This window comes from Kribbella steppae (assembly GCF_004342025.1).
Lineage (GTDB): Bacteria > Actinomycetota > Actinomycetes > Propionibacteriales > Kribbellaceae > Kribbella > Kribbella steppae.
Genome location: NZ_SLWN01000007.1, coordinates 1 through 22,708, shown reverse-complemented (window position 1 = coordinate 22,708; position 22,708 = coordinate 1). Strand labels below are relative to the sequence as shown.

The 22,708-nt window shown below is 68.2% G+C and carries 22 protein-coding genes; 12 read left to right on the top strand and 10 right to left on the bottom strand.

Annotation, left to right across the window (positions count from 1 at the left end; all coding sequences use genetic code 11):
• The first annotated feature begins 1 nt into the window (after position 1).
• On the top strand, positions 2-1,012 hold the full coding sequence (gene glsA / locus EV652_RS20535; RefSeq protein ID WP_132210811.1) for a glutaminase A: 1,011 nt from the start codon (positions 2-4) through the stop codon (positions 1,010-1,012).
• On the opposite strand, the gene EV652_RS20530 is transcribed toward glsA, so the two are convergent.
• The gene (locus EV652_RS20530; protein WP_132210810.1) at positions 993-2,141 is read right to left on the bottom strand and encodes a S1C family serine protease; all 1,149 of its coding nucleotides are present in this window, start codon (positions 2,139-2,141) and stop codon (positions 993-995) included. The genes glsA and EV652_RS20530 overlap by 20 nt on opposite strands.
• A gap of 20 nt (positions 2,142-2,161) precedes the next feature.
• Entirely contained in the window at positions 2,162-4,159 is a 1,998-nt protein-coding gene (locus EV652_RS20525; protein WP_132210809.1) for a hypothetical protein, read from the bottom strand.
• A 234-nt stretch (positions 4,160-4,393) separates the two neighbouring features.
• Between EV652_RS20525 and EV652_RS20520 the strand changes: the two genes are divergently transcribed.
• Positions 4,394-4,615, top strand: a complete 222-nt coding sequence (locus EV652_RS20520) for a DUF8691 family protein (protein ID WP_132210808.1) — start codon at positions 4,394-4,396, stop codon at positions 4,613-4,615.
• A gap of 68 nt (positions 4,616-4,683) precedes the next feature.
• Positions 4,684-5,361 (top strand): GAP family protein, encoded by a 678-nt coding sequence (locus EV652_RS20515; protein WP_132210807.1) that lies wholly within the window; start codon positions 4,684-4,686, stop codon positions 5,359-5,361.
• 18 nt (positions 5,362-5,379) lie between these two features.
• Here the strand turns inward: EV652_RS20515 and EV652_RS20510 are convergent, their stop codons facing one another.
• The gene (locus EV652_RS20510; protein ID WP_132210806.1) at positions 5,380-5,874 is read right to left on the bottom strand and encodes a DUF1269 domain-containing protein; all 495 of its coding nucleotides are present in this window, start codon (positions 5,872-5,874) and stop codon (positions 5,380-5,382) included.
• 88 nt (positions 5,875-5,962) lie between these two features.
• Entirely contained in the window at positions 5,963-7,777 is a 1,815-nt protein-coding gene (locus tag EV652_RS20505) for an alpha-amylase family glycosyl hydrolase (RefSeq protein ID WP_199238302.1), read from the bottom strand.
• 262 nt (positions 7,778-8,039) lie between these two features.
• Here EV652_RS20505 and EV652_RS20500 point away from each other — a divergent pair, with 262 nt between their 5' ends.
• From EV652_RS20500 to EV652_RS20490, 3 genes are all read left to right on the top strand, one after another.
• Positions 8,040-9,911 (top strand): C1 family peptidase, encoded by a 1,872-nt coding sequence (locus EV652_RS20500; protein ID WP_158441205.1) that lies wholly within the window; start codon positions 8,040-8,042, stop codon positions 9,909-9,911.
• Entirely contained in the window at positions 9,908-10,258 is a 351-nt protein-coding gene (locus EV652_RS20495) for a protease inhibitor I42 family protein (protein WP_132210804.1), read from the top strand. The genes EV652_RS20500 and EV652_RS20495 overlap by 4 nt, the downstream gene beginning before the upstream one ends.
• A gap of 104 nt (positions 10,259-10,362) precedes the next feature.
• Positions 10,363-11,184, top strand: a complete 822-nt coding sequence (locus tag EV652_RS20490) for an NAD(P)H-binding protein (RefSeq protein ID WP_199238301.1) — start codon at positions 10,363-10,365, stop codon at positions 11,182-11,184.
• A 31-nt stretch (positions 11,185-11,215) separates the two neighbouring features.
• Here EV652_RS20490 and EV652_RS20485 read toward each other — a convergent pair whose 3' ends face one another.
• Entirely contained in the window at positions 11,216-14,482 is a 3,267-nt protein-coding gene (locus EV652_RS20485; RefSeq protein ID WP_158441204.1) for a BTAD domain-containing putative transcriptional regulator, read from the bottom strand.
• 145 nt (positions 14,483-14,627) lie between these two features.
• Complete coding sequence (locus EV652_RS20480; protein ID WP_199238300.1) at positions 14,628-15,041, bottom strand: hypothetical protein; 414 nt, start codon at positions 15,039-15,041, stop codon at positions 14,628-14,630.
• A 168-nt stretch (positions 15,042-15,209) separates the two neighbouring features.
• Here EV652_RS20480 and EV652_RS20475 point away from each other — a divergent pair, with 168 nt between their 5' ends.
• Together EV652_RS20475 and EV652_RS20470 are read left to right on the top strand one after the other, a co-directional pair.
• Positions 15,210-15,755: an RDD family protein gene (locus tag EV652_RS20475; RefSeq protein ID WP_199238299.1), complete on the top strand. Its 546-nt coding sequence runs from the start codon at positions 15,210-15,212 to the stop codon at positions 15,753-15,755.
• Positions 15,756-15,935: 180 nt separating this feature from the next.
• Entirely contained in the window at positions 15,936-16,817 is an 882-nt protein-coding gene (locus EV652_RS20470; protein ID WP_132210802.1) for a hypothetical protein, read from the top strand.
• Between the two features lie 63 nt (positions 16,818-16,880).
• Here EV652_RS20470 and EV652_RS20465 read toward each other — a convergent pair whose 3' ends face one another.
• From EV652_RS20465 to EV652_RS20455, 3 genes are read right to left on the bottom strand one after another with little or no spacing between them, the layout of a single operon-like run.
• Positions 16,881-17,564, bottom strand: coding sequence for a FadR/GntR family transcriptional regulator (locus tag EV652_RS20465; protein ID WP_132210801.1), 684 nt, complete (start codon positions 17,562-17,564; stop codon positions 16,881-16,883).
• A gap of 19 nt (positions 17,565-17,583) precedes the next feature.
• Positions 17,584-18,351 (bottom strand): SDR family NAD(P)-dependent oxidoreductase, encoded by a 768-nt coding sequence (locus tag EV652_RS20460; RefSeq protein ID WP_132210800.1) that lies wholly within the window; start codon positions 18,349-18,351, stop codon positions 17,584-17,586.
• Positions 18,348-19,208 carry a fumarylacetoacetate hydrolase family protein gene (locus EV652_RS20455; RefSeq protein WP_132210799.1) on the bottom strand — a complete coding sequence of 287 codons (861 nt, stop codon included), beginning with the start codon at positions 19,206-19,208 and terminating at the stop codon, positions 18,348-18,350. The genes EV652_RS20460 and EV652_RS20455 overlap by 4 nt, the downstream gene beginning before the upstream one ends.
• Before the next feature lie 263 nt (positions 19,209-19,471).
• Between EV652_RS20455 and EV652_RS20450 the strand changes: the two genes are divergently transcribed.
• Positions 19,472-19,891: a hypothetical protein gene (locus EV652_RS20450; protein ID WP_132210798.1), complete on the top strand. Its 420-nt coding sequence runs from the start codon at positions 19,472-19,474 to the stop codon at positions 19,889-19,891.
• Between the two features lie 18 nt (positions 19,892-19,909).
• On the opposite strand, the gene EV652_RS20445 is transcribed toward EV652_RS20450, so the two are convergent.
• Entirely contained in the window at positions 19,910-20,827 is a 918-nt protein-coding gene (locus tag EV652_RS20445) for a LysR family transcriptional regulator (protein WP_132210797.1), read from the bottom strand.
• A gap of 88 nt (positions 20,828-20,915) precedes the next feature.
• Here EV652_RS20445 and EV652_RS20440 point away from each other — a divergent pair, with 88 nt between their 5' ends.
• From EV652_RS20440 to EV652_RS20430, 3 genes are all read left to right on the top strand, one after another.
• Entirely contained in the window at positions 20,916-21,416 is a 501-nt protein-coding gene (locus EV652_RS20440) for a cupin domain-containing protein (protein WP_158441203.1), read from the top strand.
• A gap of 102 nt (positions 21,417-21,518) precedes the next feature.
• Positions 21,519-22,442, top strand: a complete 924-nt coding sequence (locus EV652_RS20435; RefSeq protein WP_158441202.1) for a helix-turn-helix domain-containing protein — start codon at positions 21,519-21,521, stop codon at positions 22,440-22,442.
• Between the two features lie 16 nt (positions 22,443-22,458).
• Positions 22,459-22,707 (top strand): hypothetical protein, encoded by a 249-nt coding sequence (locus EV652_RS20430; protein WP_132210794.1) that lies wholly within the window; start codon positions 22,459-22,461, stop codon positions 22,705-22,707.
• The last annotated feature ends 1 nt before the right edge of the window (position 22,708 follow it).

Below are 22,708 nucleotides of genomic sequence, written 5' to 3'. Positions count from 1 at the left end.
CATGCCGACCGTCGACAGGTACGTCTCCACCGGCGGCCTGCCGGTGGACGCTACCGTCGCCGAGCTGGTCCAAGCGGCGTACGAGCGTTTTCGCGGCAGCGACGATGGTGCGGTGACGGACGTGTATCCCGCGCTGGCGCAGGTCGATCCGGATGCCTTCGGGGTCTGCGTCGCGGCCACGGACGGCCGCTTGTTCGAGGCGGGTGACTCCCGTCGGTCGTTCACGATCATGAGCGTCGCCAAACCGTTCGTTTTCGCGTTGACGTGTCAGGCGGTGGGCGTCGATGCCATCCGCACCCTGGTGGGCGTGAATGCGACCGGGTTGCCCTTCAACTCTGTGCAGGCGGTCGAACAATCGGCGGCGGGGCGGACCAATCCGATGGTGAATCCCGGTGCGATCGCGACGACCAGCCTGACGCCGGGGAAGTCGCTGGACGACCGCTGGCAGTTCATCGTCGACGGGCTGTCCCGCTTCGCCGGCCGTGAGCTCCGCCTGGACCCGGACGTTCTCGCGTCGGCGCTGGCCACCAACCATCGCAACCGCGCCCTGGCTGCTCTCCTCAGGAGTGTTGCCGGACTGGCCGGTGATCCCGACGAAGCGACCGAGCTCTACACCCGGCAGAGCTGCCTGAGTGTCGCCGCGACGGACCTCGCGGTGATGGGAGCAACGCTGGCGGATGGCGGTGTCTGTCCAGTGACGCAGGAGCGGGTGATCGACCCGGACGTCGCGCGGGTGACCCTCGCGGTGATGACGATCGCGGGTCTGTACGAAACCTCCGGTGACTGGCTGCTCGACGTCGGGGTCCCGGGCAAGAGCGGGATCGGTGGCGGCATCGTGACGGTCTCGCCCGGCAAGGGTGCGCTGGGTACGTTCGGGCCACGGCTCGATCAGGCCGGCAACAGCGTCAAAGGCCAACTGGCGGCCCAGTTTCTCGCCCGCCGGCTCGGCCTCGACCTGCTCGCCTCGCAGCCGGCGCCGCCGGCCGTCGGCGCTACGGTGCCGCCAGCGTGAGGGTCGTGGTGGCCGACGTACCTGCCCGCAGGTAGGTCAGCTCAAGGGTGTCGCCGACCTCGCGGGTCAGGGTCGCGACCACGATCTGCTCGCTGCTCACGGCCGGCTCGTCGCCGACCTTGGTGATGATGTCACCTGCCTTCAGCCCGGCCTTGGCAGCAGGGCCCCCGGCGTCGACCGCGAGCACGAAGAGTCCGGTCGGCGTACCCGCCGACTTGGCGACCGCAGGCGGTATCTCCTGGACCTGGAGTCCGGTCGTCGGGTGACCCGGCTTCCCGGTGCGGACGAGTTCGTCGGCGATCGGCTTCGCCAGGTCCACCGGGATCGCGAAGCCGAGGCCGACGCTTCCGCCGCCGCTGACGCCGGAGGCGTTCGGCACGGTGGCAATCGCGGCGTTGACTCCGACCAGATGTCCCGCGCAGTCCACCAGCGCGCCTCCGCTGTTGCCCGGATTGATGGACGCATCGGTCTGGATGGCGCCGATCAGATGGTGGGTCACTCCGTCACCGGGGACCGGCACATACCGATCCAGTGCGCTGACGATGCCGGAGGTGACCGTACTGGCGAGTCCGAGCGGCGCGCCGAGGGCGACGACGGGCTGGCCGACCCGGAGCGATCCCGACGACCCGAGGCCGATCAGGGGATAGTTCGCGGCGGCATCCGCGGCCTTGAGTACCGCCAGGTCGGTGCTCGGATCCCGGCCGACGATCACGGCGTCGGAGCTGTGGCCGTCGCTGTACTGGACCGATACGGTGCCCCCACCGGCGGCGACCGAGATGACGTGGTCGTTGGTGAGGATGTAGCCGCCCTCCTTGAAGATCTGGCCCGATCCGGTCCCGGCCTGGGCGCCGCGGCGCGCCGCGATCGTCACGATCGAGGGCAGAACCTGGTCCGCCACCGGGGTCGCCGCGCACATCGCCGTACCTGAGTCCGCCTGGCTTGTCGACAACGATGCGCCGGCCGTGCTTCCGTCGCGCTGCACTACGACGAAGATCAGTGCGGTGATGAGCGCACCGACGATCGCGCCGGCTGCGATCGCGACCGGCAGGCGGCGGGCAGACCCGAAGCGGCCCTGGTCCGCCGGGGGCGTGGGTTCCGGTGTCGGCGGTTCGCCGTCGGGCTGGACCATCTCGACCTCCTCTGGTCCGCTCAGGAGTCGGAGCGCACCGATGGCAGGTCCTGCTCGACGCGCCCGTCGCCATCCCGAGAATAGGTTCGGCCTGCGTCCGGCATCTCACCCGATCCAGGTGACTCCGGCATCGATGCGGCGCGGTCGAAGTACAGGTACGCAACGGCCGCGGCGGCGACCGGCATCGCCAGGGCGAAGAGCAGCGACGACACCACGTTGATCAGCGTGGGAGACAGGTCCGTGCCGAGTAGCAACGAGATCCCGGCGACCGGCCCTGCCGCCAGGCCTAGCCCGATGATGATCGCGAGCGGGACAGCGGTCCGCCACCATCGACCCCTGACCAGCATCCGGCTGCGCCTCAGCGCAGGACCTCCCGAGCAGCGCTCCGCCACCACGATCGGTACGGCGAACGCACGGCTGACCGCGTAGTAGACAGCCAACGGGATCGTCGCGACGAAGATCGTGAGGGCGGCGATCACGACGACGTACTGCACGGCTGCTCGGGTCAGCGGCCTCCAGTCCGACACCACCTGGCGCACCATGAGCGCGGCTGTCACCGGGACACCGCGGTCCAGTTGGTCGAGAGTCGCCGTGACGGCTGCGAGGAGCGCGAAGTACGTCGCAATGGTGAGGAGCGTAACTGCCAGCGCGACCAGAGAGGCCCAGAAACCGGGCGCACTTTCGGTTGGAGCAGCAAGGTCGGCAGGAGCGTCACGTCTGGCCATCTGCACCCTGGCGAGCACGATCGTCACCAGGCTCAGCACGACGAACGCCGCCGCGAAGCCTGCGAACAGGCCCGGTCGAGCCCGGAACAACCGCAGCGCGGCACTGACCGCTTGGCCCCAGGCCCGCCGCTTCCGGGCGGGCAGCGGATCAGCATCGCTCCATCGTGTACGGCTTGCCGCGAACCAGATCAGTACGACGAGGGCAGCGAGCAGCAGGCCGAGCAGCCAGATCCGGTCGAGGGTCTCGCGGACAAGGTTCGATCCGGTCGCGACCGCCGTACAGAATGCGTCGGTACTGCTCGGGCCCAGCAGCGTGCCGGCCGGCACGGTGGTGCTGTCATCCCGCCAGGTCGTCTCGGCGTCCTGGATGGGCGTGGTCCACGAGTCCTTCATGTTCGGCCCGGTCGGTCCGTCGAAGAAGGACCGTTGCCGTTCGCCCCATCGTCCTTCGAAAGCCAGCCACGGATACTGCTGCACGTAGTCAGCCATCGGCACGTAGGCGACGCGCGGTCTCAGCTCGGGTCCTGGATTCGTCGTGTCGTCACAGCCGAGTCCCTCCGAGCCACGACCGAGGTACAGGCGGCGGCCGAACTTGTTGGCATGCGAACCCGCCGCCGGGTAGACGACCGGATGAGTTCCGTCGACGATCTCCAGCTTGGCGTCGTCCCAGCGCGCTCGCTCGGCTCCGCCGTGCTGGCTGAACCCGACGGCGGTCGGGCTCGTGGTCAGGGCAGCCGCGGGGGTTGCCGCCTCGAAGACGAGCCGAATCGACTCCCAGTCGCCTTCGTGGGTGTTGTTGTAGTCGTTGAAAACGTAGAAGAACCAGTACTCCAGGGTGAGCTTTCCGGGGAACCCGGGGTCCGAGGCGACGTGGGCGTAGACGGTCGCCGGATGGGTGGCGTTGATGCGCGCCGACCACTCGGCATAGTCGCAGCCGGGACGCAGTGGATCGCCGGGAAAGTCCAGGAAATGGCCGGGGAACCCGAGGCCCAGATCCTTGCCTTCCGGCTGGGGTTTGACCAGGTCCGGCGGCCGCCAAGGTCCACGGAGCGCCACCTGCTGGTCCCCTAGGACGGCTTCGACATCGGTGGGCTGGAACTGCTCACTGTCCGCGCAGCTCGACGAATCCTCCTGCAGCCTGACCACGGGGGCGTAGCGTTCGGCCAGCCTGTGCGCGGCGGGATCCTCCGGGGAGCCCGCGGCCACAGCCTGATCGGACCGGCCGAGGAGCAGCACCGTGATCAGGGCGGCCATCACCAACGGCAGAACTCGTCTCCCAGCGGACGCCGTCATGCCGACAGCATGGGCACGTCGAACTGATCCGCACACCATCCGACCTCGGCCCGACGACGTCGGGCAGGTCACCCGATCCAGGTGATGCGTCCCGTCCTGACCGCTTGGGACCGTGGCCGTCTCCTGGATTGGTCTGCGCACGGTAGCCGGCCGGCCCGTCGCCCGAGAAGGGTGATGTTTCCCGGCGACGGGCGCAGCAGAGTCGTGTCGACGGGCCGTGAAAGGGGCGTTCCCATGGGCCATTACGTCATCCGGGTGAAGGGCAACCTGTCGCGCGACCTGACGGACGCTTTCCCTTCACTGGCGGCCGATCCGGAGCCTGCGCAGACGGTTCTGCACGGCTACCTCGCCGACCAGGCGGCGCTGGCCGGCATCCTCAACCACCTCGACATGTTGGGAGTGGACATCCTCGAGGTCATGCAGGTCCCGCCGACCCGGCCGCCGAAGGATCCCTGAGCATTGCGCCGCCTCCGTTGTCCGTGGACTCTTAGACGACGTCCGCTCGACGAGGGAGAGTGGTCAGGTTGTGGCCCGTCGTTGGTGCTGTCCTTCCGCAGGCGATGGCGATCGCCTTGAGTCCGGTGCCGATGGTCTGCATCGTGCTGGTGCTGATGTCCACCCGACCGGTCCGAGCCGGGCTGTGCTTCGCCGTCGGCTGGGTCGGTGCCTTGGCGATCGCGACCGGACTCGTCGCAGGGTTCACGGACGCGGTCGCCGAGGACAACGGAGAGGCAGCGCGTGACGGCGTCGACCTCGTCCAACTGGCAGTCGGCGTACTGTTCGCGATTCTCGCGGTCAGGTACTGGCGCAAACGTCCGGAGCCTGGTGCTCCTCCACCTCGGCCGGCAATCGTCGATCGCATCGTGACGCTCTCCGCACCCGCCCTGGTGCTGACGGGTGCCGCCGCGGTTCTGGCGAACGTCAAGAACCTTCCGCTGGTGCTGAGCGCCGGGAGCTACATCGGCGGGGCAGGGCTTCGTCCTGGGCCCGTGATCGGTGCGGTGGCCGTCTTCGTCACCGTGGCCTCGCTGACAGTTCTCCTTCCGCTGCTGGCGGTCGCCGTCATCGGAGCAGAGAGGTCCGCGCGGACCCTGAAATCCCTCGAGACCTGGCTCCTGACCAACCTGAACACGATCACCATCGTGCTCCTGACCGTGCTGGCTGCCGTCATGATCGGCAACGGCCTCGACCTCTTCCGCTGAACCTCGCAGGGCCGTTGGCTAGCCGGCGAACATCTCGCGCAGCGCCTCCTCCTGCTCGTTCGACAGGTTCGACTGGATAAGCTGTGGCTTCCGCAGCCCGGTCGCCTCGAAGGTGGCCTTGATCTTGTCCTGTACGGCGTCGCTGGTCATCAGGAACAGCGCCGACGTGCCGGGAGTGACCTGCTCGCGGACGGCTTTGATGAAATCGTCGTCGATGCCCACATCGGTCAGCGATCCAGCGATGGCCCCTGAAGCGGCACCGATGGCAGCACCGGCGAGCGGCATCAGAAAGATCATCCCGAAGAGCATCCCCCAGAACATGCCGCCGATCGCGCCGACCCCGGTCAGACTGCGCAGCTGCCGGGTCTTGGGCCGGCGCTTCTCCGGCTGCCACGACACCGACGCGGCGTCGTGGATCTTGATCAGGTCCTGCTTGGCCAGCGCCTCCAAGGTGGCGATCGCTTGATTCGCCCCGTCCCAGCTCGCGAACTTCCAGACCGTCAGAGTCGACATCGCGCTACTCCCCTCGAGGCGGACCCGATCCCTCCACCCTGTAGCCACCGCACCCGACCCACCTCACCCCACCCGGGTGACGCTGCCTTCACGAGTCCTGCGAGTAGATGAGCACGGTGTAGGGCGGTAGGCCGGTGCTGGCGCTCCACGCCATCTCATCGCGTGGCCAGTCGTTGGTGGCCGTGTCGAAGGTGGCGTGCGCGCCGAAGTCGGGGCTGTAGCCCTGCCAGTCCGTGTTGCAGCGCAGGCGCCAGGTCCCGGGCCTTGGAAACCCGACGCGGTAGTCGGAGTAGCCGTGATCAGCAAGGTTGGCGATGACGACGACGTCGTCTCGTGGGCCGCCCGCGTCCCAGCGGTGAAAGGCGAGTACTTTGCCGGACTCGTTGACATGGTGGACGTTGACGGAGGCGCCGCGGAGGCCGCGGGTCGTTTGGCGTCGATCACGGCGGAGGGCAATGAGATCGCGGTACATGCTGAGGATGCCGGCGTAGGTATCCGCTTTCGTCCAGTCGATGGGGTCGTCGTCGCGGAACCACTCGTCCTCGAGGAGTTCCTGGCCTTGGAAGATCATCGGGATACCAGGCGAGGTGAAGACGAGCGCAGCGCCGAGTGTCGATCGCTTGCGTGCGTGCCAACTGCCGGGATCGCCAGGAGTGATGTCCTGCGGCAGGCGGGCTTTGCCGTTGGCGACTTCGTCGTGTGATTCGGTGTAGATCACACGGCGAAGCCAACCTCCCGGATAGGCATGGCTGACTGCGTCGCCAACCGCTTGTACGCTGCGGTTCGCGTCTTCAGCCTCGGTCAGTGCGCGGCGGACGGGGTGCACGAAGGCTGCGTCCCATTGGCTACCGAACCCCGCCCCACCATCCTCGGCGTCGCGGGTCAGCCAACCGTTGTTCTGCAGATCCTCGGCGATGTGGAGTTTCCACGGCTGCCGCGCGATCGTCTCATTGGTGACGCGCTGCATCAGTCGCCAGCCGTCGGGGATGTCCGCCGCCGGATCGTTGCCACCCAGCTGATTACGGATGAGTGCGGTCATGTCCCACCGCAGCCCGTCGATCCGGAATTCCTCCAGCCACATGCGAGCGTTGTCGGCGAGAAACTGACGGACCTCCGGACGGCCGTAGTCCGGCCTGGTCTCGCCGTAGGGAGTGAACCTGCGGTCGTCGTTGTAGAAGTAAACGCCGCCGCCGTCACCCTCGTGCCAGCCGTCGAATCGCCAAAGATCGAGGTCTTGCGGCCCGAGGTGGTTGTAGACGACATCAAAGATCACCGCAAGGCCGTGCTCGTGTGCGGCGCGAATGAGTTCCTTGAGTCGACGCGGGCCGCCGTACGTGCGTTCGATCGCGAACAGATGTGCCGGGTTGTATCCCCAGGAGAAATCGCCCATGAATTCCATCGACGGCATGAGTTCGATTGCGCTGACGCCAAGGCCGGCCAGGTGGTCGAGCCGGGCCTCGACACTGTCAAAGCTGCCCGGCGGACCGCCGACGGTGTCGTTGTAGGTGCCGACGTGCAATTCATAAATCACCAAGTCGTCCCACGACGGCGTGCGGTAGTTGTCCGGTCCCCAGTCGAAGTCGGTCGCGGAGACCACCGAACTGCCGGCGGAGTGGGTGAGCTCGCGGGCGTAGGGATCGTTGCGTCGCGGCGGATCCGCGCCACCCACGTGAAACTCGTAGAGGGCCCCCGCGACGACACCTTCGACATCGGCTGACCAGAGGCCCGCGGGCTCCGCGGCGAGCGGCATGACCACCTCGATGCCGTCCGACCCGAGCGAGCCCGTCACGGCGACGTCCGTTGCATGCGGCGCCCATACCCGGAACGTCACGCCGCCGTCGTACACAGTGGCGCCCATTCCGGCTCTGATCGACGGCGCGCGGCCGACGCGGATCCCGTTCATCGCTGCTGCCTCCTTGTCGAGCACCCTACGTCCTGCCGGTCGCTCCATGGGGTTGACAGAGGTACCCCTCGGGAGCACGGTGGCGAGAGGGGCGCGGACTGCCGAGTTGTCTCCGGTAAATGAAGCTCGAATCACATCCTTTGAATCGTTTGCTTTCGTGAGCCATGTGCTCGGCAGCAGCCTGTGAATGTTTTTCTATTTTTGGGGGAGAAGTCTCATGCCGGCAATTGAAGGCGAATTGACCTTCGGTCGATTGAGGTCGATGATCGCGGAACAGCAGCTGGGGTGGCTGCCACCGCACGATCGAGCCGACGACGAGGTGGTGGAGCACTACGGTCTCGGCGCCGATCCGGACAGCGTCGTACCGACCGAAGAGGTCGACGAGCTCGAGCTCGCGTCGCTGGGGATCTCGCCGAACCCGTTCCTCGCCCTCCGCCAGGCTGAGCGTGGGATCGTCTCGCGGTACGAGCTCACGGACCTGTTCTCCGAGCGACTGCTGCGCAGGCTCGGGCTCGATGAGGCGGTCGAGGCCGGCGAGACGCCGCCCGACGGAGGCGTGCCGAGCAGCGTGGACTGGCGGTCCCGATGGGGGCAGAACTGGATCACCAGCACCAGGGACCAGAACGGCTGCCAGGCCTGCTGGGCGTTCGCGGGCGTCGCGCTGGTCGAGTCGATGGTGCGGATCGAGCACGCGACCTGGACGCACTTGTCCGAGGGCGATCCACACCGTGGCGTGGGCAAGACCTGTCCGGACCTGGGCAACATGGGCGAGGTCTCGACCTTCTTCGCCGGCAAGGGGTTCTGCGATCCGGGCTCCTGGCCGTGGCGAACCGACTCGCCGCCGTACGCGCCGACGCCCGACCGCAACGGGAGATCGGTGCGTGGTCCCGGGTTCGACGTGGTGACGGTGGCGAACTCGAAGAACTGGCTCGACACCGTCGGTCCGCTGGTCACGTGGGTCGATATCTACGACGACTTCTACGGTGTGGGCACGGGCGTGTACCGGCGCTCCACCGATCCGGCCAACGTGTTCCGCGGCGGTCACTTCTTCCTCATCATCGGGTACGACGACAGCCTCGGCGCGTGGTTGTGCAAGAACTCGTGGGGAACGAACTGGGGCATGAACGGGGTCGGCTGGATCGGGTACGGCGAGAACCGGATCGACAACTTCGGCCGGTTCGGCGTACGCAACGTCAACCCCGATCCGTGGACGAAGCGCCGCCTGCACAACGGCAACCTGTACGAGAGTGGCAACGGCACACTGCATCGCAACCTGGAGGTCGTCGGCTCGAACGGCTCCCGGGTCCAGCACGTGTGGCGTGAGGGCGGACCCACCTGGAAGTGGGGTACGTCGGCCTCGTTCGCGACGGACGCCGCCGTGAGCCCGACTCTGACCGGGACGACGTTCAACCGCAACATGGAGGTCGTCTACCTGACCACGGGAGGGCGCCTCCACCACTGGTGGACCGGCGGTGGCGGTGGCGGACCATGGAACGACGGAGGCGTGTTCGGGCCGTCCGGCTGCAACGGCGTACCGGGCTTCGTCCAGGGCGACTATGGTGCCCCCGGCAACTTCGAGGTGGTCGTGTCGCAACGCGGGCAGCTCAGGCACCTGTGGCGTGACGGCGGCGGTTGGCACGAGGGTCCGTTGTTCGGCGCCGACATCAAATCGTCCGGACCGACCCTCGTCCAGGGGACCTACGGCGCTCCGCACGGCAACCTCGAGTGCGTCGCGGTCCGCAACGACGGCACGATGCAGCACTTCTGGCGTCACGAGCCGACGTTCACCTGGCACGAGGACGGCATCTTCGGAGCCGGGGTCAGCAGCCCGCCGGTGATGATTCAGGGGCAGTACGGGATGGCCGACGAGCAGGGGCCGAACGGCAACTTCGAACTGTGCGTCGCGGTCAACGGCGTGGTCCAGCACTGGTGGCGCTGGAACTCCGGCGGCGGAGACCTGCAGTGGCGGCACAGTACCGATTTCGGTCACGACGTCGCGGCCGTCACCGGCTTGTGTGAAGGGTCCTGGGGGATGAACCTCGAGGTCATCGTCCTGCGCTTGGACGGCCAGTTGCAGCACTACTGGCGCGACGGCGCCGGCTGGCACGAAGGGGCGGTGATCGGGCCGGCGTGAGCTTCCCCTCGCCAGACCTGCCGGACGAGATCACCGTCCAGGCAGGTCGATCGGTCGACCTCGAACTGCCGTCGTACGCCGGTAGCGGCTACTCGTGGTCTGTCGAAGCTCCCACCGGCACCGCGATCGCCGACGCAGTACTCCGGCCACTCGGCAACGCTCCTGCGGGCCCACCTCCGCAGGAGCCCGGCGTCACCGAACCTCCGGACCTGGTCCTCGTCCCGGACCAGCTCACGATCACCGGCCGCTCGCCCGGCGTGACCCGCTGTCGCCTGACCCTCCGTCGCCGCTTCGATCCAGACCCACCCGCCGCACAGCACGACGTACGCGTCACTGTGGTGCCTTAGACGTCTTGTTGGGTATTTGAGCGCGGCGTACGTTGGCTTGCAAGGTGGGATAACGGGGGCGCGCGTTCTGCCGGACGATCGCGTCGTGGGGGAGGCGATCGCAGATGATTCTCGTGACTGGCGCGACCGGGATGCTGGGACGGCTTGTTGTCGATCGTCTGCTCGATCGGGTTGCGGCGACCGACGTAGCCGTCGTCGTTCGCGATCCCGACGCGGCGGTTGAGTTGGCTGCTCGAGGAGTCGACGTACGCCGCGGCGACTACGACGACCCGGATGGTCTCCGCGCGGCCTTCGCCGGAGTCGCGACCGTGCTGTTCATCTCGGCGCCGGTGACGGACTCAGGACGCCTGGAGCACCACCGGAACGTGGTCCGTGCGGCCGCAGCCGCGGAGGTCGGTCGGATCGCGTACACCAGTGGGCTCGGCGCCGACTTTGTCGACGAAGGCGTGCTGGGTGAACACCATCAGACCGAGGAATGGATCGCGGAGAGTGGGCTGCCTGCCGTGATCTTGCGTCACCCCATCTACTCCGAGCTGTACATCAACCCCGGTCTGCAAGCCGCGATCGATCCAGGCGAACTGACCAGCGCCACCGGTGGCCGCGGGCTGAACACAGCAACTCGTGCGGACCTTGCGGAGGCTGCTGCCGCCGCTGTGACAGCGTCGGATGCTTCCGCCACCTACAACTTCACCGGCCCGGTGTGGACCTACCCGGAGTTGGCAAAGGTGCTCGGCGAGGTGAGCGGACGCCCTGTCGCCTACCGGGAAGTCGAGGCCGAGGAGGGTTTCCTGGGTGCGCTGGCCGAAGTGATCCGCTCTGGTGGATTCGAGATCCAGACCGGCGACCTTGAACGTGTCCTCGGCCGCCCTCCCATGACCCTGCGGGAAACCGTCCTCGCAGCCCTTCCCGCCCTCCAGCGTCCCTGAGTTCTCCTCTGCCGCCGCGGCGAGGCCCCGGCTACGGACGTGCAGGCTGTGTGGCGGTTGTGGCTTGGGCCTCGAGGAGGTGGAATCCGCAGGATGTGGCGATCGACGCGGCCTGCTCGGCGGCGTTGGTCGCGGCCGTTGTGTCGCCGGTGCGGTGTCGCGCGGTGGCCAAGGCGAGCAGTGCCTCTGCTTCGACGTACGGGTAGGCGCCGCGCGCGATCGTGAGGCAGTCTTCGATCCAGTCGATGGCGGCGGGCGCATCGCCGAGTGTGAGGTGGGCCTGTGCCACGGTCGAGGCGGTTTGGGCCTGGGCCTTTCGGTCGCGGACGATGATCGCGAGGTGCTGTGCTCGCAGTGCCGCCTGCAGCGCGGCTGCCCCGTCTCCGCGCTGGCTGTGCAACCGTGACCACTCGTCCAGCGTGGACACTTCGCCGCGGAGGTGCGAGCGGCGCTGGTAGGCATCCAGTACGTCGCTGAGCAGGGCGGCCGCCTGGTCGGTCGCACCCAACTGCCGCAAGGCGCTCGCCAGGTTGCCGCGGATGGCGAGAGTCGACGTCTCCTGGCCGGTCTCGTTGAGCTGCAGGGCGGAACCGAACAGGTCGGCTGCCTCCTGCAGTTCGCCCTGGTACAGGCGCGTCATCCCGAGGCTGTTGAGCACGATGGCACGAACGTGGCCGTGGTGATCGTCTTCGGCCAGCTCCAGGGCGCGGCGCATCCACAGGTCGGCGTCGTCGAGCTTGCCCCGCTCCAGTTGAAGCCACCCGAGCTGGTGGGCCAGATAGGCAGCACCTCTGGTCCAGCCGACGGCGACCGCGAGGGCGTGGCCGGCGAGACAGTCGGACAGCGCGTCCTCGTCCCGCCCGACCGCCCCCAACGCCTGGCCGCGGTTGATCAGCATCGCGGCCCGCGCGATGTCGTCACCGGCCGCGGTGGCGGCAGCCAGTCCGGCCTGTGCCGCCGGTAGCCAGCCGTCGGCATCCCTGCGAATCAGGAAGTATCCCCGGAGCTGGTCGGCGATTCGCCAGGACAGTGAGGGATCGCCGGACTGCGCCGTATCCGTCACGACCGCCAGCAAGGCGGGGAGCTCGTCGTCGAGCCAGTCGAGTGCGGCGGTTTCCGAGCTGAAGAATCTGACCGGTTCGGGGTGGGCGCTGAGCCGCACGAGTTGCGGGTACGCCAAGTCCATCGCGGCCGTCACTGCCTCGGCGTACCAGGAATACAGCCGGGTCCGTGCGGTCTCACCCTCGGCGTCGTCGGCGAGAAGCCGACTGGAGTAGAGGCCGAGCAGATCGTGGAACCGATAGCGGTTCTTCGCGTGCTGCAAGAGCATGTTCGCCTCGAGGAGGTCTTCCAGGACTCGATCGGCCGCGGCCGTCGGCATCCCGAGCAGAATCCCCGTGCTGTCGGCGCTGAAGTCGTCGCCAGGGTGCAGGCTGCACAGTCGGAAGGCGCGCTGGGCATCGGAGCTCAGGTCGGCGTAGCTGAGTTGGAAGCTGTTGAGCACGCTGGACTCGCCAAGGCTGAGCTCGGTGAGCCGCCGGTTGCCGTCCTCCAAACGGCGGGTCAGGTCGGCGACCGTCCACTCCCGCCGAGTGGCGAGCCGCGCACTGGCGATGCGCAGTGCGAGCGGGAGCCGGGCGCACGCCTCGGCGAGCGCGCTCACACCTTCGGGGTCGGCGTCGAGCCGATGCGTTCTCGCGGTGGAGGTGATCAGCTGGACCGCGTCGTCTCGGGGGAGAGGCTCGAGGTTCACGACGCCGGCGGTGGCCAGGTCCGGCAGTCGCCGTCGGCTGGTCACGATCACGTCGCTGCGCCCTGCGCCCGGCAGCAGCGGCTGAATCTGGGCCGTGTCCTGTGCGTTGTCGAGCAGTACGAGCATGCGTCGGTCGGCGAGCTCGCTGCGGAGGAGTGCGGCTGCCTCGGTCTCGTCGGTGCCGATCCGTCGGCCAGGTACGCCGAGCGCGCGAAGAAAGCGGCCGAGCACATGGAGCGGTGCAGGTGTCGTCGCGTCACTGCCGCGCAGGTCGGCGTACAGCTGTCCGTCCGGGTACTCCGCACGGAGGTGGTGTGCGGCGGTCAGGGCCAAGGCGGTCTTGCCGACTCCCGCGATGCCGTTGATCAGGACGACTCGCGAGGAGAGCGCGCCAGGCCGGACGAGCGCCATATGGATCGTCGCCAGCTCGTCCGTGCGGCCGACGAAGTCCGGCGGTGCGGCCGGAGCTTGCTGGATGACCACCCGCTCGGCCGGCTCCCGTGGGGCCCCGCTCTGCTGCCGGAGCACCTCCAGATGAACGGCGCGGAGCCGCTCGCCTGGGTCGATGCCGAGTTGTTCGGCGAGCGCCGACCGAATTCGGTCGTACGCCGCGAGGGCCTCGGCCTGCCGGTCGGCCGTCGCCAGGGTCTTGATCAGCTCGACATGCAGCGGCTCGTCGAGTTCGTGCCGCGTGGTGAGGTTTTGCAGTGGTTCCAGCGCCTGTTCCGGCTCGCCGAGGTCGCGCGCCAGCGTGGCGAAGGCCCGGACGGCGGCCGTGTACTCGTTGGAGACCGCTATGTAGAGCGGGTTGGCCGCCATCGACTCCACATCTGTCTCGCCGCGCCACAGCGCGACCGCGTCCGAGAGCTTGGCCAATGCGGCCTCCGGGTCGGCGCGCGCTGATTGGTCAATGAGATCGCGGAATGTCAGAAGATCGAGGTCGCCTTCGCTCACAGCCAGCCGGTAGCCGGTGCCCCCGCCGACGACCACGGGGTTGGCCGGCTTGCCGGCCTCCAGCAGCCGTCGCAGCCGGGCGACACGGGTGTGCAGCAGGTTCGCGACGTTTCGGGGTACGCCGCGCGGCCAGAGGAGATCGATGAGCTCGTCCTGGCTGACCGTCGTACCCGCACCAAGGGCGAGCCGGGCCAGCAAGGTGCGCTGCGGAGCGGAGTTGACGGGCACGGGGACGTCTCCGTGCCAGACCTCGATCGGGCCGAGGACGCCGATGCGCAGCGGCCCGCCTGCGCCAGGGATCGAGGCGGTGGCGGATCGGTGCACCTTGGCGGCGGCGCGGAGTTTCCCGGCATCGTGCCTACTCAGCGCGAGGGCGGCGGTGATCGCCTCGATCGAGTCCCGCTTCGGGCTTCGGGTCCTGCCCTGTTCCAGGTCGCGGATCGCCCCCGCACTGAGGCCGGCCTGGTCTGCGAGTTCCCGTTGCGTCATTCCGCCGTCCTGGCGGAGTGTCCGCAGCAACTCACCGAAGCGGCCGGCTGGTTCCTGGGCATGCGAGGGGCGGGGTGGGTCCGTCTGCGGCCTTCCGGGCACGGAGAGCATCCTACGTATTCCGACCAGTGACGGAGAATGTGCCCTGTCGAACGGTGCGCCGTCAGAGAGTTGCCACAGGCAACGGATGCTGGACTGCAGCCGAAGGAAGCTCCGCCGGCGGTGAACGTTGGTGTGGGGTGGCGGTTCAGCGGGGTGTGATGCCGTAGTGCGCGCGCACCTGGCCGACAGTCGGCACTGCGCCGAAGCCCAGGGCGTTCGCAGCGACGACGACCGTCCTGTTCTGGTTTGCGTACTCCTGCGGGGTCGACCAGCTGTCCTTGAGGTCGGGAGCTGCGGCGATCGCCCGGAGTACCGCCTCCATCACTGCGATGGCCTCGGCCTTGGTGGCCGCCTCGACCACCACCTGACTACGCACCCAGCCGCCGCCGAAACTGAAGTTGCAATCCCATTCCGCGGAGGCCACGCCGGAGACCGATGTCGCCGCCGCGGTGAACGCCTCCTCGCACTTCGAGGCTTTCGCGGACGAGCACGCCGTGACGGACAGCACCACGACCACCGACGTCAGGACGATCGCCAACCACCGCATTTGTTCAGTCACACCCTCGTCCGCTCCAGAAGAATCGGTGAGCAGGCTAGGCGTCGTCGCGGGCATCGGCCTGCCCGTACTCCACCCGTACTCCGGCACCCGGCGTGCCCAGGCGGTGCGAGGCGCCCGCTCTCTTTTACTCGACGTTGCTCGACCCCGGAAATCTGTACGGTCCCAGCCGTGAATCGACATGTGGATCCGGTGAGCGTCCTTGGAGTGCAGGTTGCCAAGCGAGTCGAGCCGTTCGGCGACGGGCGTCGGTACGTGGCCGCAGGCGAGTGGATGCGGCTGCTGGCGTGGCTGGTGGACTTCGTGGTGGTCGTGTTCGGTCTGGGGATCGGGATAGTTGCCTTGGCGCTCGTGGACCTTCAGATGGACCTCGGCAACGGGGTGTTAGCGCTGGCCCTGCTCGGGCTGGTGTTCGGGGTTCCCCTGGTGTACGGGCTGTTCTACGGCAACGGCCGGGTCCTGGGTGCCGTGCTGACCGGTACGCAGCTCGTCCGGTTGAAGGACGGTGGCCGGCTGGGCTTCTGGGCGCCGTGGGCGATGCTTGTCCGGATCCTGCTGCTACCGCTCCTGATCATCGGCGTGCTGGTGGGCTCATTCGGCGGAGGTGGAGGATCGCCGCCCGGGTCGTTCGTCAGGGTCAGTCTGGACGTCGACGCCTCCCACCGCCTCTGGGCAGCGGAATCAGCCGCAGGGAACGCAACCGGCCCTTCGTGGTAGGTGTTCCGGGATTCTGCCTGGCCGGTCGGTACGGGCGGAGTACGGGCAGCGTCGTGTCGATCGTCGTTCATAGAGTTCGGGCCGTCGTTCGGGCAACAGCCCCAAGCGGGTTGCTGAAGGCAACGGTCCGGTGCCGTGCCCGGCCCTTCCCTACTCGACCTCCGTGGAGGAACTCCCCTGATGCGCAAATCCATCCTGGCCGCCGCGGCGGCGCTGGCCGTTGCCGCGACCGGAGTCGTCGTGGTGGCGCGGCCGACGGCTGCGGCTCTCAGTGATGTGCCCGCGGACTGCAGTGTCTCCACAGCGGCGTACCGCTCCGATGGGCAGCGTCTCACCTACGTGTACTCCGGCCAGACAACCAGCACGAAGGCCTACGCCAACGACAATCTTGGCTGGGTGCCGACGGCGCATCAGCAGATCGGCGCCTCCGGTGACGACACCAGCTTCCGCAGCACCGAGTACGCCGCCCGTGCAGGCCAGGATCGCCTCTTCAAGGTGATCCGTGAGGGCGAGTTGGTCGACGGCGCCTGGAGAATCAGGTCGATGAGCGCCAGCCACATCGGGATCGGGTTCGCCGGTGCCCGCATTCTCGCGTCGGCGTCGCCGTACCTCTATCACGTGGCGGGCAGTTCGCTCTACCGCTCCACGGAGACCTACGTGGACGGCGTGTTCACGCTTTCGAAGCCGGTGAAGCTGGCCGGCACTGGCTGGGACACGGTCAACACACTGACCTACGAGCGCAGCGGCGGAACGGGCAGCGCCGCCGTGGATGTGCTGATCGGCACCAAGGTCAACGGGGAACTCAAGGAGTGGCGGATCAACCGGGGCACCCCGACATCGATCACCTCGAAGGTACTGCGGGCGAGCGGCTGGGGACCGTTCACCAGCCTCAGCACCGGCTACTGCGACGCGCACCCCAACGGCCGCCCACTGCTCGGCATCACGGCTGCTGGTAGGGCATCCGTGCACTTCGACGCCAAGAAGACGGACGGAGTCGGCACGGACATCAAGGGCGGCTCCCTGGGCTCGCTCGGCTGGACCGCGAAGGCCTACGGCCAGTAGTTCGTCCGGGCCTAAGCGAAGGCCCCAGGGACTTCGGCGTCGCGCCCGCAGAAACCTACTGGGTTAAGGCGTCTGGGACAGGTTGCGGCGGATCCAGTTCTCGATGCCGGCGACGTGGGACAGCGACAGCGCGGCGGCGACGCTGGGCTGGCGATCGCCGATGGCGAGGGCGATCGCCCGGTGCTCGCGCTGTGTCTGCTCGAAGGAGTCCTCCTGGGTGACCCCGCGCCAGATCCGGGCCTGCTGGGTCCGGCCGGCCACGCTGTCGACGAACGAGCACAGCACCGGATTGCCCGCGGCCGCCGCGATCCGGTGGTGGAACTCCAGGTCGTTCGCGACGACGTCGCCGACCGGGCTGTCGGCGTCGACCGCGTCGGTCAGCGCGAGCAACTGAGCTACGTCCTCGTCACTCATCAGCAGTGCGGCTTTCTCCGCCGCCATGGGCTCGAGGGCACGGCGCAGCTCGAACAGGTCGAGGATGCCCGAGTCCTGGTGGAAGTCGATGATGAAACCGATCGTCTCCAGCAGCAGGTCGGGCGACAGACTGGTCACGTAGGTTCCGTCGCCCCTGCGGACGTCGAGGATGCGCAGCATCGACAGGACGCTGACCGCCTCGCGCAACGGACTGCGCGAGATCCCGAGCTGCTCGGCGAGGTCCGCCTCGCGCGGCAGGCGATCGCCGGGCTTGAGGCGGCCGTCGAGGATCATCGCCTTGATCTTCTCGATCGCGACGTCGGTCAGGGCCATCCGGCTCCTCCTGGCGGTCTCAGTTCGGCGCGGGGGGACGCATCCGCAGGGTAGCCATCCCGCCATCGACGGCCAGCGCCGTCCCCGCGGTCGAACCGGACGTCGGCCCGGCCAGGTAGACGACGGCGAGCGCCACTTCCTCGGCGGTGACCAGCCGGCCGTGCGGCTGTCGCGCGTCGAGAGCGACTCGCTCGGCCTCGGGATCCGGAGCGGCGTCGAGCAGGCGCTGGACCCAGGGAGTGGCGGCCGTGCCGGGGTTGACGCAGTTGACCCGGATGCCTTCGCGCAGATGGTCGGCGGCCATCGCCATGGTCAGCGACTGCACAGCGCCTTTCGTGGTCGAGTACAGCGCCCGCTGGGGGATGCCGGTGGTCGCGGCGACCGACGCGACATTCACGATCGCCGCGGCCGGTGAATGCCGGAGATAGGGCAGAGCGGCTCGGGTGACCCGGACCGCGCCCATCACGTTGACGTCGAAGACCTGGTGCCACTGGTCGTCGGAGTTGTCCTCGACGGTGCCTTGGGCACCGATGCCCGCGTTGTTCACCACCACGTCGATCCGGCCGTAGGCCTCGGCGACCTGCTGGATCGCCGCACGCACGCTCGCGTCGTCGGTCACGTCGGTCTTGATCCCCAGCACGTCCGCCGGAACGCCCGACGGATCGAGGTCGAACGCCGCCACCCGCGCACCGCGTGCGGTGAGTTCGTGGGCGACCGCCGCGCCGATGCCCGACCCACCACCGGTGACGATCGCGACCAGGCCGGCGTACTCCGGTACGGCCCTCATCGGTCGGCCTCGAACGCGACGTACTCCTGGCGCTGGCGGCCCAGGCCGTCGATCTCCACCTCGACCACGTCACCGGCACGCAGGTACGCGAACCGTCCGGACAGCGCGACGCCCTCCGGCGTCCCGGTCATGATGAGGTCGCCGGGGTCGAGCACCATGTACTGGCTCAGGTGGTGGATCACCGTGGCGACATCGAAGATCTGGTCGCCGGTGCTGGAGTCCTGACGCGGTTCGCCGTTGACGAAGCTGCGCAAGGCGAGCTTCTGGTGCTCGACCTCGTCGGGGGTGACGAGCCAGGGACCGACCGGGCTGAACCCGGCGGCGATCTTGCCTTTGCTCCACTGGCCGCCGGAGACCTCGAGTTGGAACGCCCGCTCGGACAGGTCGTTGGCCACCACGAATCCGGCGACGTGGTCCAGGCTGTCCGTAGGGGAGTCGAGGTACGACGCCCGCTTGCCGATGACCACTCCGAGCTCGACCTCCCAGTCGGTCTTCGTACTGCCGCGAGGGATGGTCACCGTGTCGTTCGGACCGGCGAGCGTGTTCGGCGCCTTGAGGAAGATGACCGGGCTGGTCGGCGGCTGAGCGCCCGACTCGGCGGCGTGGGCGGCGTAGTTCATCCCGATGCAGACGATCGCGCCGGGCCTGGCGATCGGAGCACCGATCCGCAGGCTGCCGGCGTCGTCGACAGGCGGCAGGTCACCCGCCGCGAGCGCTGCTGCCACCCGGGCCGGGCCGTCCGACTCCCAGAACCGGGCGTCGATGTCCTCGGTCAGCCCGGCAAGGCTGCGTACGCCGTCGTCGCCCACGACGACGGGCAGCTCTGCGCCAACGGGACCCAGACGGGCGAACTTCATCGACTACCTCCACAGAGATCGTATCTTTGAATGCCTTTTGCGCTGTTTGGTGGCATTCGGACCAGATTGACACCTCAAACATGTGATGTCTAGCCTCGTGTCCGCCTATCAGACTCTGGAACAGGAGCGGTTCGACACCGCGCCGCACTCCGGACTGGGGTTGTCCGAACGGCAGCCCGCGCCGTGGTCGACCGTCACGACGGCAGACGATCGCCGCGGCGTATCTTCAAGGAGACCAAGCCTCAGTCGACCCGGGACCATGAATGACCGAGACACCGAATGAGATGGACAGCATCGATGCGATCGCTCGTGCCCTGACCTCCGGGTTGCCCGCCAACTGGTCTGAGGTCACCGCGACGTATCGCGCGACGGCGCCGTACGCGGAGCTCGATGCAGAGGTGATCGGACCCTCTGGTGAGTCAGGGCAGGTCGATCCGCTGCCCGAAGGGCTGGAGAGTTACTTCGAGACGCTGCGGCTTCAGATGTATCAGCCAGGCAAGGGGGCCTGGCTGACCGCTCGCGTCACGATTACTCCCGAGGGTCGCTTCTCGACGGACTTCGACTACGAGACCGAGCCGGCGTGGTCGATACCGGTCAACGTCGAGATCTACGTCGCGGACCTGGCCGAGTTCCCGCGCGAGGACAAGTACATCCCCGACTGGCTCCGCGAGAAGACCGGCTGACCGCTACGACCTCTCAGCTCACCGTGCTGGTTTTGGGCCGGCCTCGACCGGCCCGCTGAGGCTCGAGCACCGGCGGGCGGTTTCGAGGAATGCGTGCAGGGCGGGGTTGGTGTTGTTTGCGGACCAGGCGAACTGGAGGGTGAGCTCGTACCCGGTGACGGGAACGAAGCGGACGCCGGCCATCGACACCGCTTCGTAGGAGGAGGCGACGACGGTGACACCGAGACCCGCCGCGACGAGGCCCAGCGCGGAGATGCCGCTGGCCTCTTGGACGATGTCCGGGCTGAAGCCGGCGGCGCGGCAGGCCGCGATGAACTCGTCGTACGCGAACACGGACCGGTGTCGCGGGAAGAACACGAACGGCTCGCCGGCGAGGTCGGACAGGGCGATCCGGTCACGGAGTGCCAGCGGGTGATCGGCGGGTAGCCCGGCCACCAGCGGCTCGGTGAGCAGGGTCTCCAGGTGAACGCCCGTCGGCGCCGCGGAGGTCCGAACGAAGCCGGCATCGAGACGGCCGGCGGTCAGCGCCGCCAGTTGCTCGTCATCGAAGCTCTCGCTGATCCGGAAGCCGATCTCGGGGTAGGCGTCTCGGTGGGCCCGGATGATCGCGGGCAGCAGCCCTAGTGCGACTGCTGGAAGGACCGCGACCGCCAGCTCGCCCCAGTCGCCCTGGGCGGTGAGCCGGGCGAGTCTCACCGCGCGATCGGACTCGGTCAGCGCGCGCCGCGCCTGCTCGAGCACGGCTTGACCGGCCTGACTGAGTGCCACCCGCCGGCTGGTCCGGTCGAACAGTCTGACACCCAGGATCCGTTCCAGGTCGCGGATCTGCCGTGACAGCGCCGGCTGGGTGATGCGCAGGCGTTCGCTGGCGCGGCCGTAGTGGAGTTCGTCGGCTACCGCGGCGAAAGACCGCCACAACCGCGCATCGACATCCATGCAGTCACGTTATCAATCGCGAACCGATCGGCCTTGGACATCATCGACGCCTCCGGGGTTGGGTGGAACTGACGAAAGGATCCGATCCATGACCCAACCCATCAGACCGCTGGCGAGCGGAGTGATTGCCGGTCAGGACGCCCAGGCGGCCGTCTGGTTCCTGGGCGTCCTGTCCCAGGTGCGTGTGAGCGGCGAGCAGACCGGTGGAGCGTTCTCGCTGACCGACAACCTTGCCCGGCGCGGCGACGCCAGTCCGGTCCATGTCCACGATCGTGACGACGAGACGTTCCTCGTGCTCGACGGTGAACTGCGGGTCTTGGTCGGCGATGAGGAACACGCCGCGGGTCCGGGCACCGCAGCGGTGCTACCGAGGCGTCTTCGGCACGCGTACGTCGTCACCTCCGCGACGGCACGGTTTCTGTCCCTCCACGTCCCCGCCGGTTTCGAGCAGTTCGCCACCGAGGTTGGCCGGCCCGCTCCAACGCGCACGCTGCCGCCTGAGCCCGTCGAGCCGCCGGACGTCGCCGTACTCGCGGAGACAGCCGCTCGCCACGGGATCACCATCCTGGCTCCACCACCTCAGCCCTAGATGGTCGGTTCCGAGGAACGTGCACAGACTGCGGGAACGCGGACTCTGCTGAGAGCCGTCGCGGAGCCCAGGGCGACGCGGGCGGCGTACTGGAACGAAGTCGTGGCCGCGAGTCTCGGTGGGCTGGACCTCCGGCTGGACGACGGACCGGACGGCCGGGACGAACTCCTGATCGGGACGGTCGGTCCGTTGCAGGTGGCCGTGTCCAGGTCCGGGCCGGGTGAGGCGTTCCGGACCGCGGCGCACATCCGCAGGCACGATCCCGAGCATTTCGTGGTGTTCGTGCAGGCGGAGGGTGTCACGCTCAGCGAGCAGGACGGACGGCGTTGCCGGTTCGAACCAGGGGACATCGGGATCAGCGATCTCTCCCGGCCACTGCACTGTGCCTACTCCGAGCGGCGCGCGATCATGCTCTCGTACCCGAAGGCGCTGAGCCCACTGCCGGAGCATCGGGTGACGGGCTTGACCGGGGTCGCCGTCCCGGGCACGGACGGGACCGCAGCGCTGGTGTCGGGCCTGGTCCGCCAGTTGCCTGAGCACCTCGATGCCGACGACGGCGCGGATGGTGCGCGGATCGGCTCGGCCATCCTCGACCTGGTCAACGTCGGACTGGCGGCACGACTGGACCAAGAGCAGGCAGTGCCCGTCGAGACCCGATCCCGTGCGCTGCTGCACCGATGCCGCGGGTTCATCGAGGTCCATCTTGCCGATGCCGGACTCACTCCGGCCGTGGTCGCGGCGGCTCACCACATCTCGCTCCGGTACCTGCACCGATTGTTCCAACCGACCGGCGAGAGTGTGGCCACGCTGATCCGGTCGCGGCGGCTGGACCGATGCCGGCGCGACCTCCTCGATCCCGGCCTGCGCCAACGGCCGGTCGCCGCCATCGGCGCACGCTGGGGTCTGACCAACCCGGCGCATTTCAACCGGGCCTTCAAAGACCGCTTCGGCCTGCCGCCGGCCGAATACCGTGCGGTCCACGGTGCGTGGGCAGGCAACAGCCCGACGTCATCGCAAAGCATCTGATCGGAGGAACTGTCGCATGAGCGACAACGCCGGCATCCTGCGCCAGCATCTCGCCGCGGAGAACAACCATGACCTGGCAGGGACACTCGCAACCGTGCTGCCGTTCGTGGTCTTCGTCGACTTCCGGGACGGGTTGCTGGCCGGCGAGCGGTTCCAGTACGACCTCAACGGGCTAATCCGAAAATGGACCGGGTCGGGCGTGCGGCAAGATGCCGGTGGAGCGCAGGGGAGCCGGTTGTGGTTCAGGCGGCGGGTTCGAGGGTGAC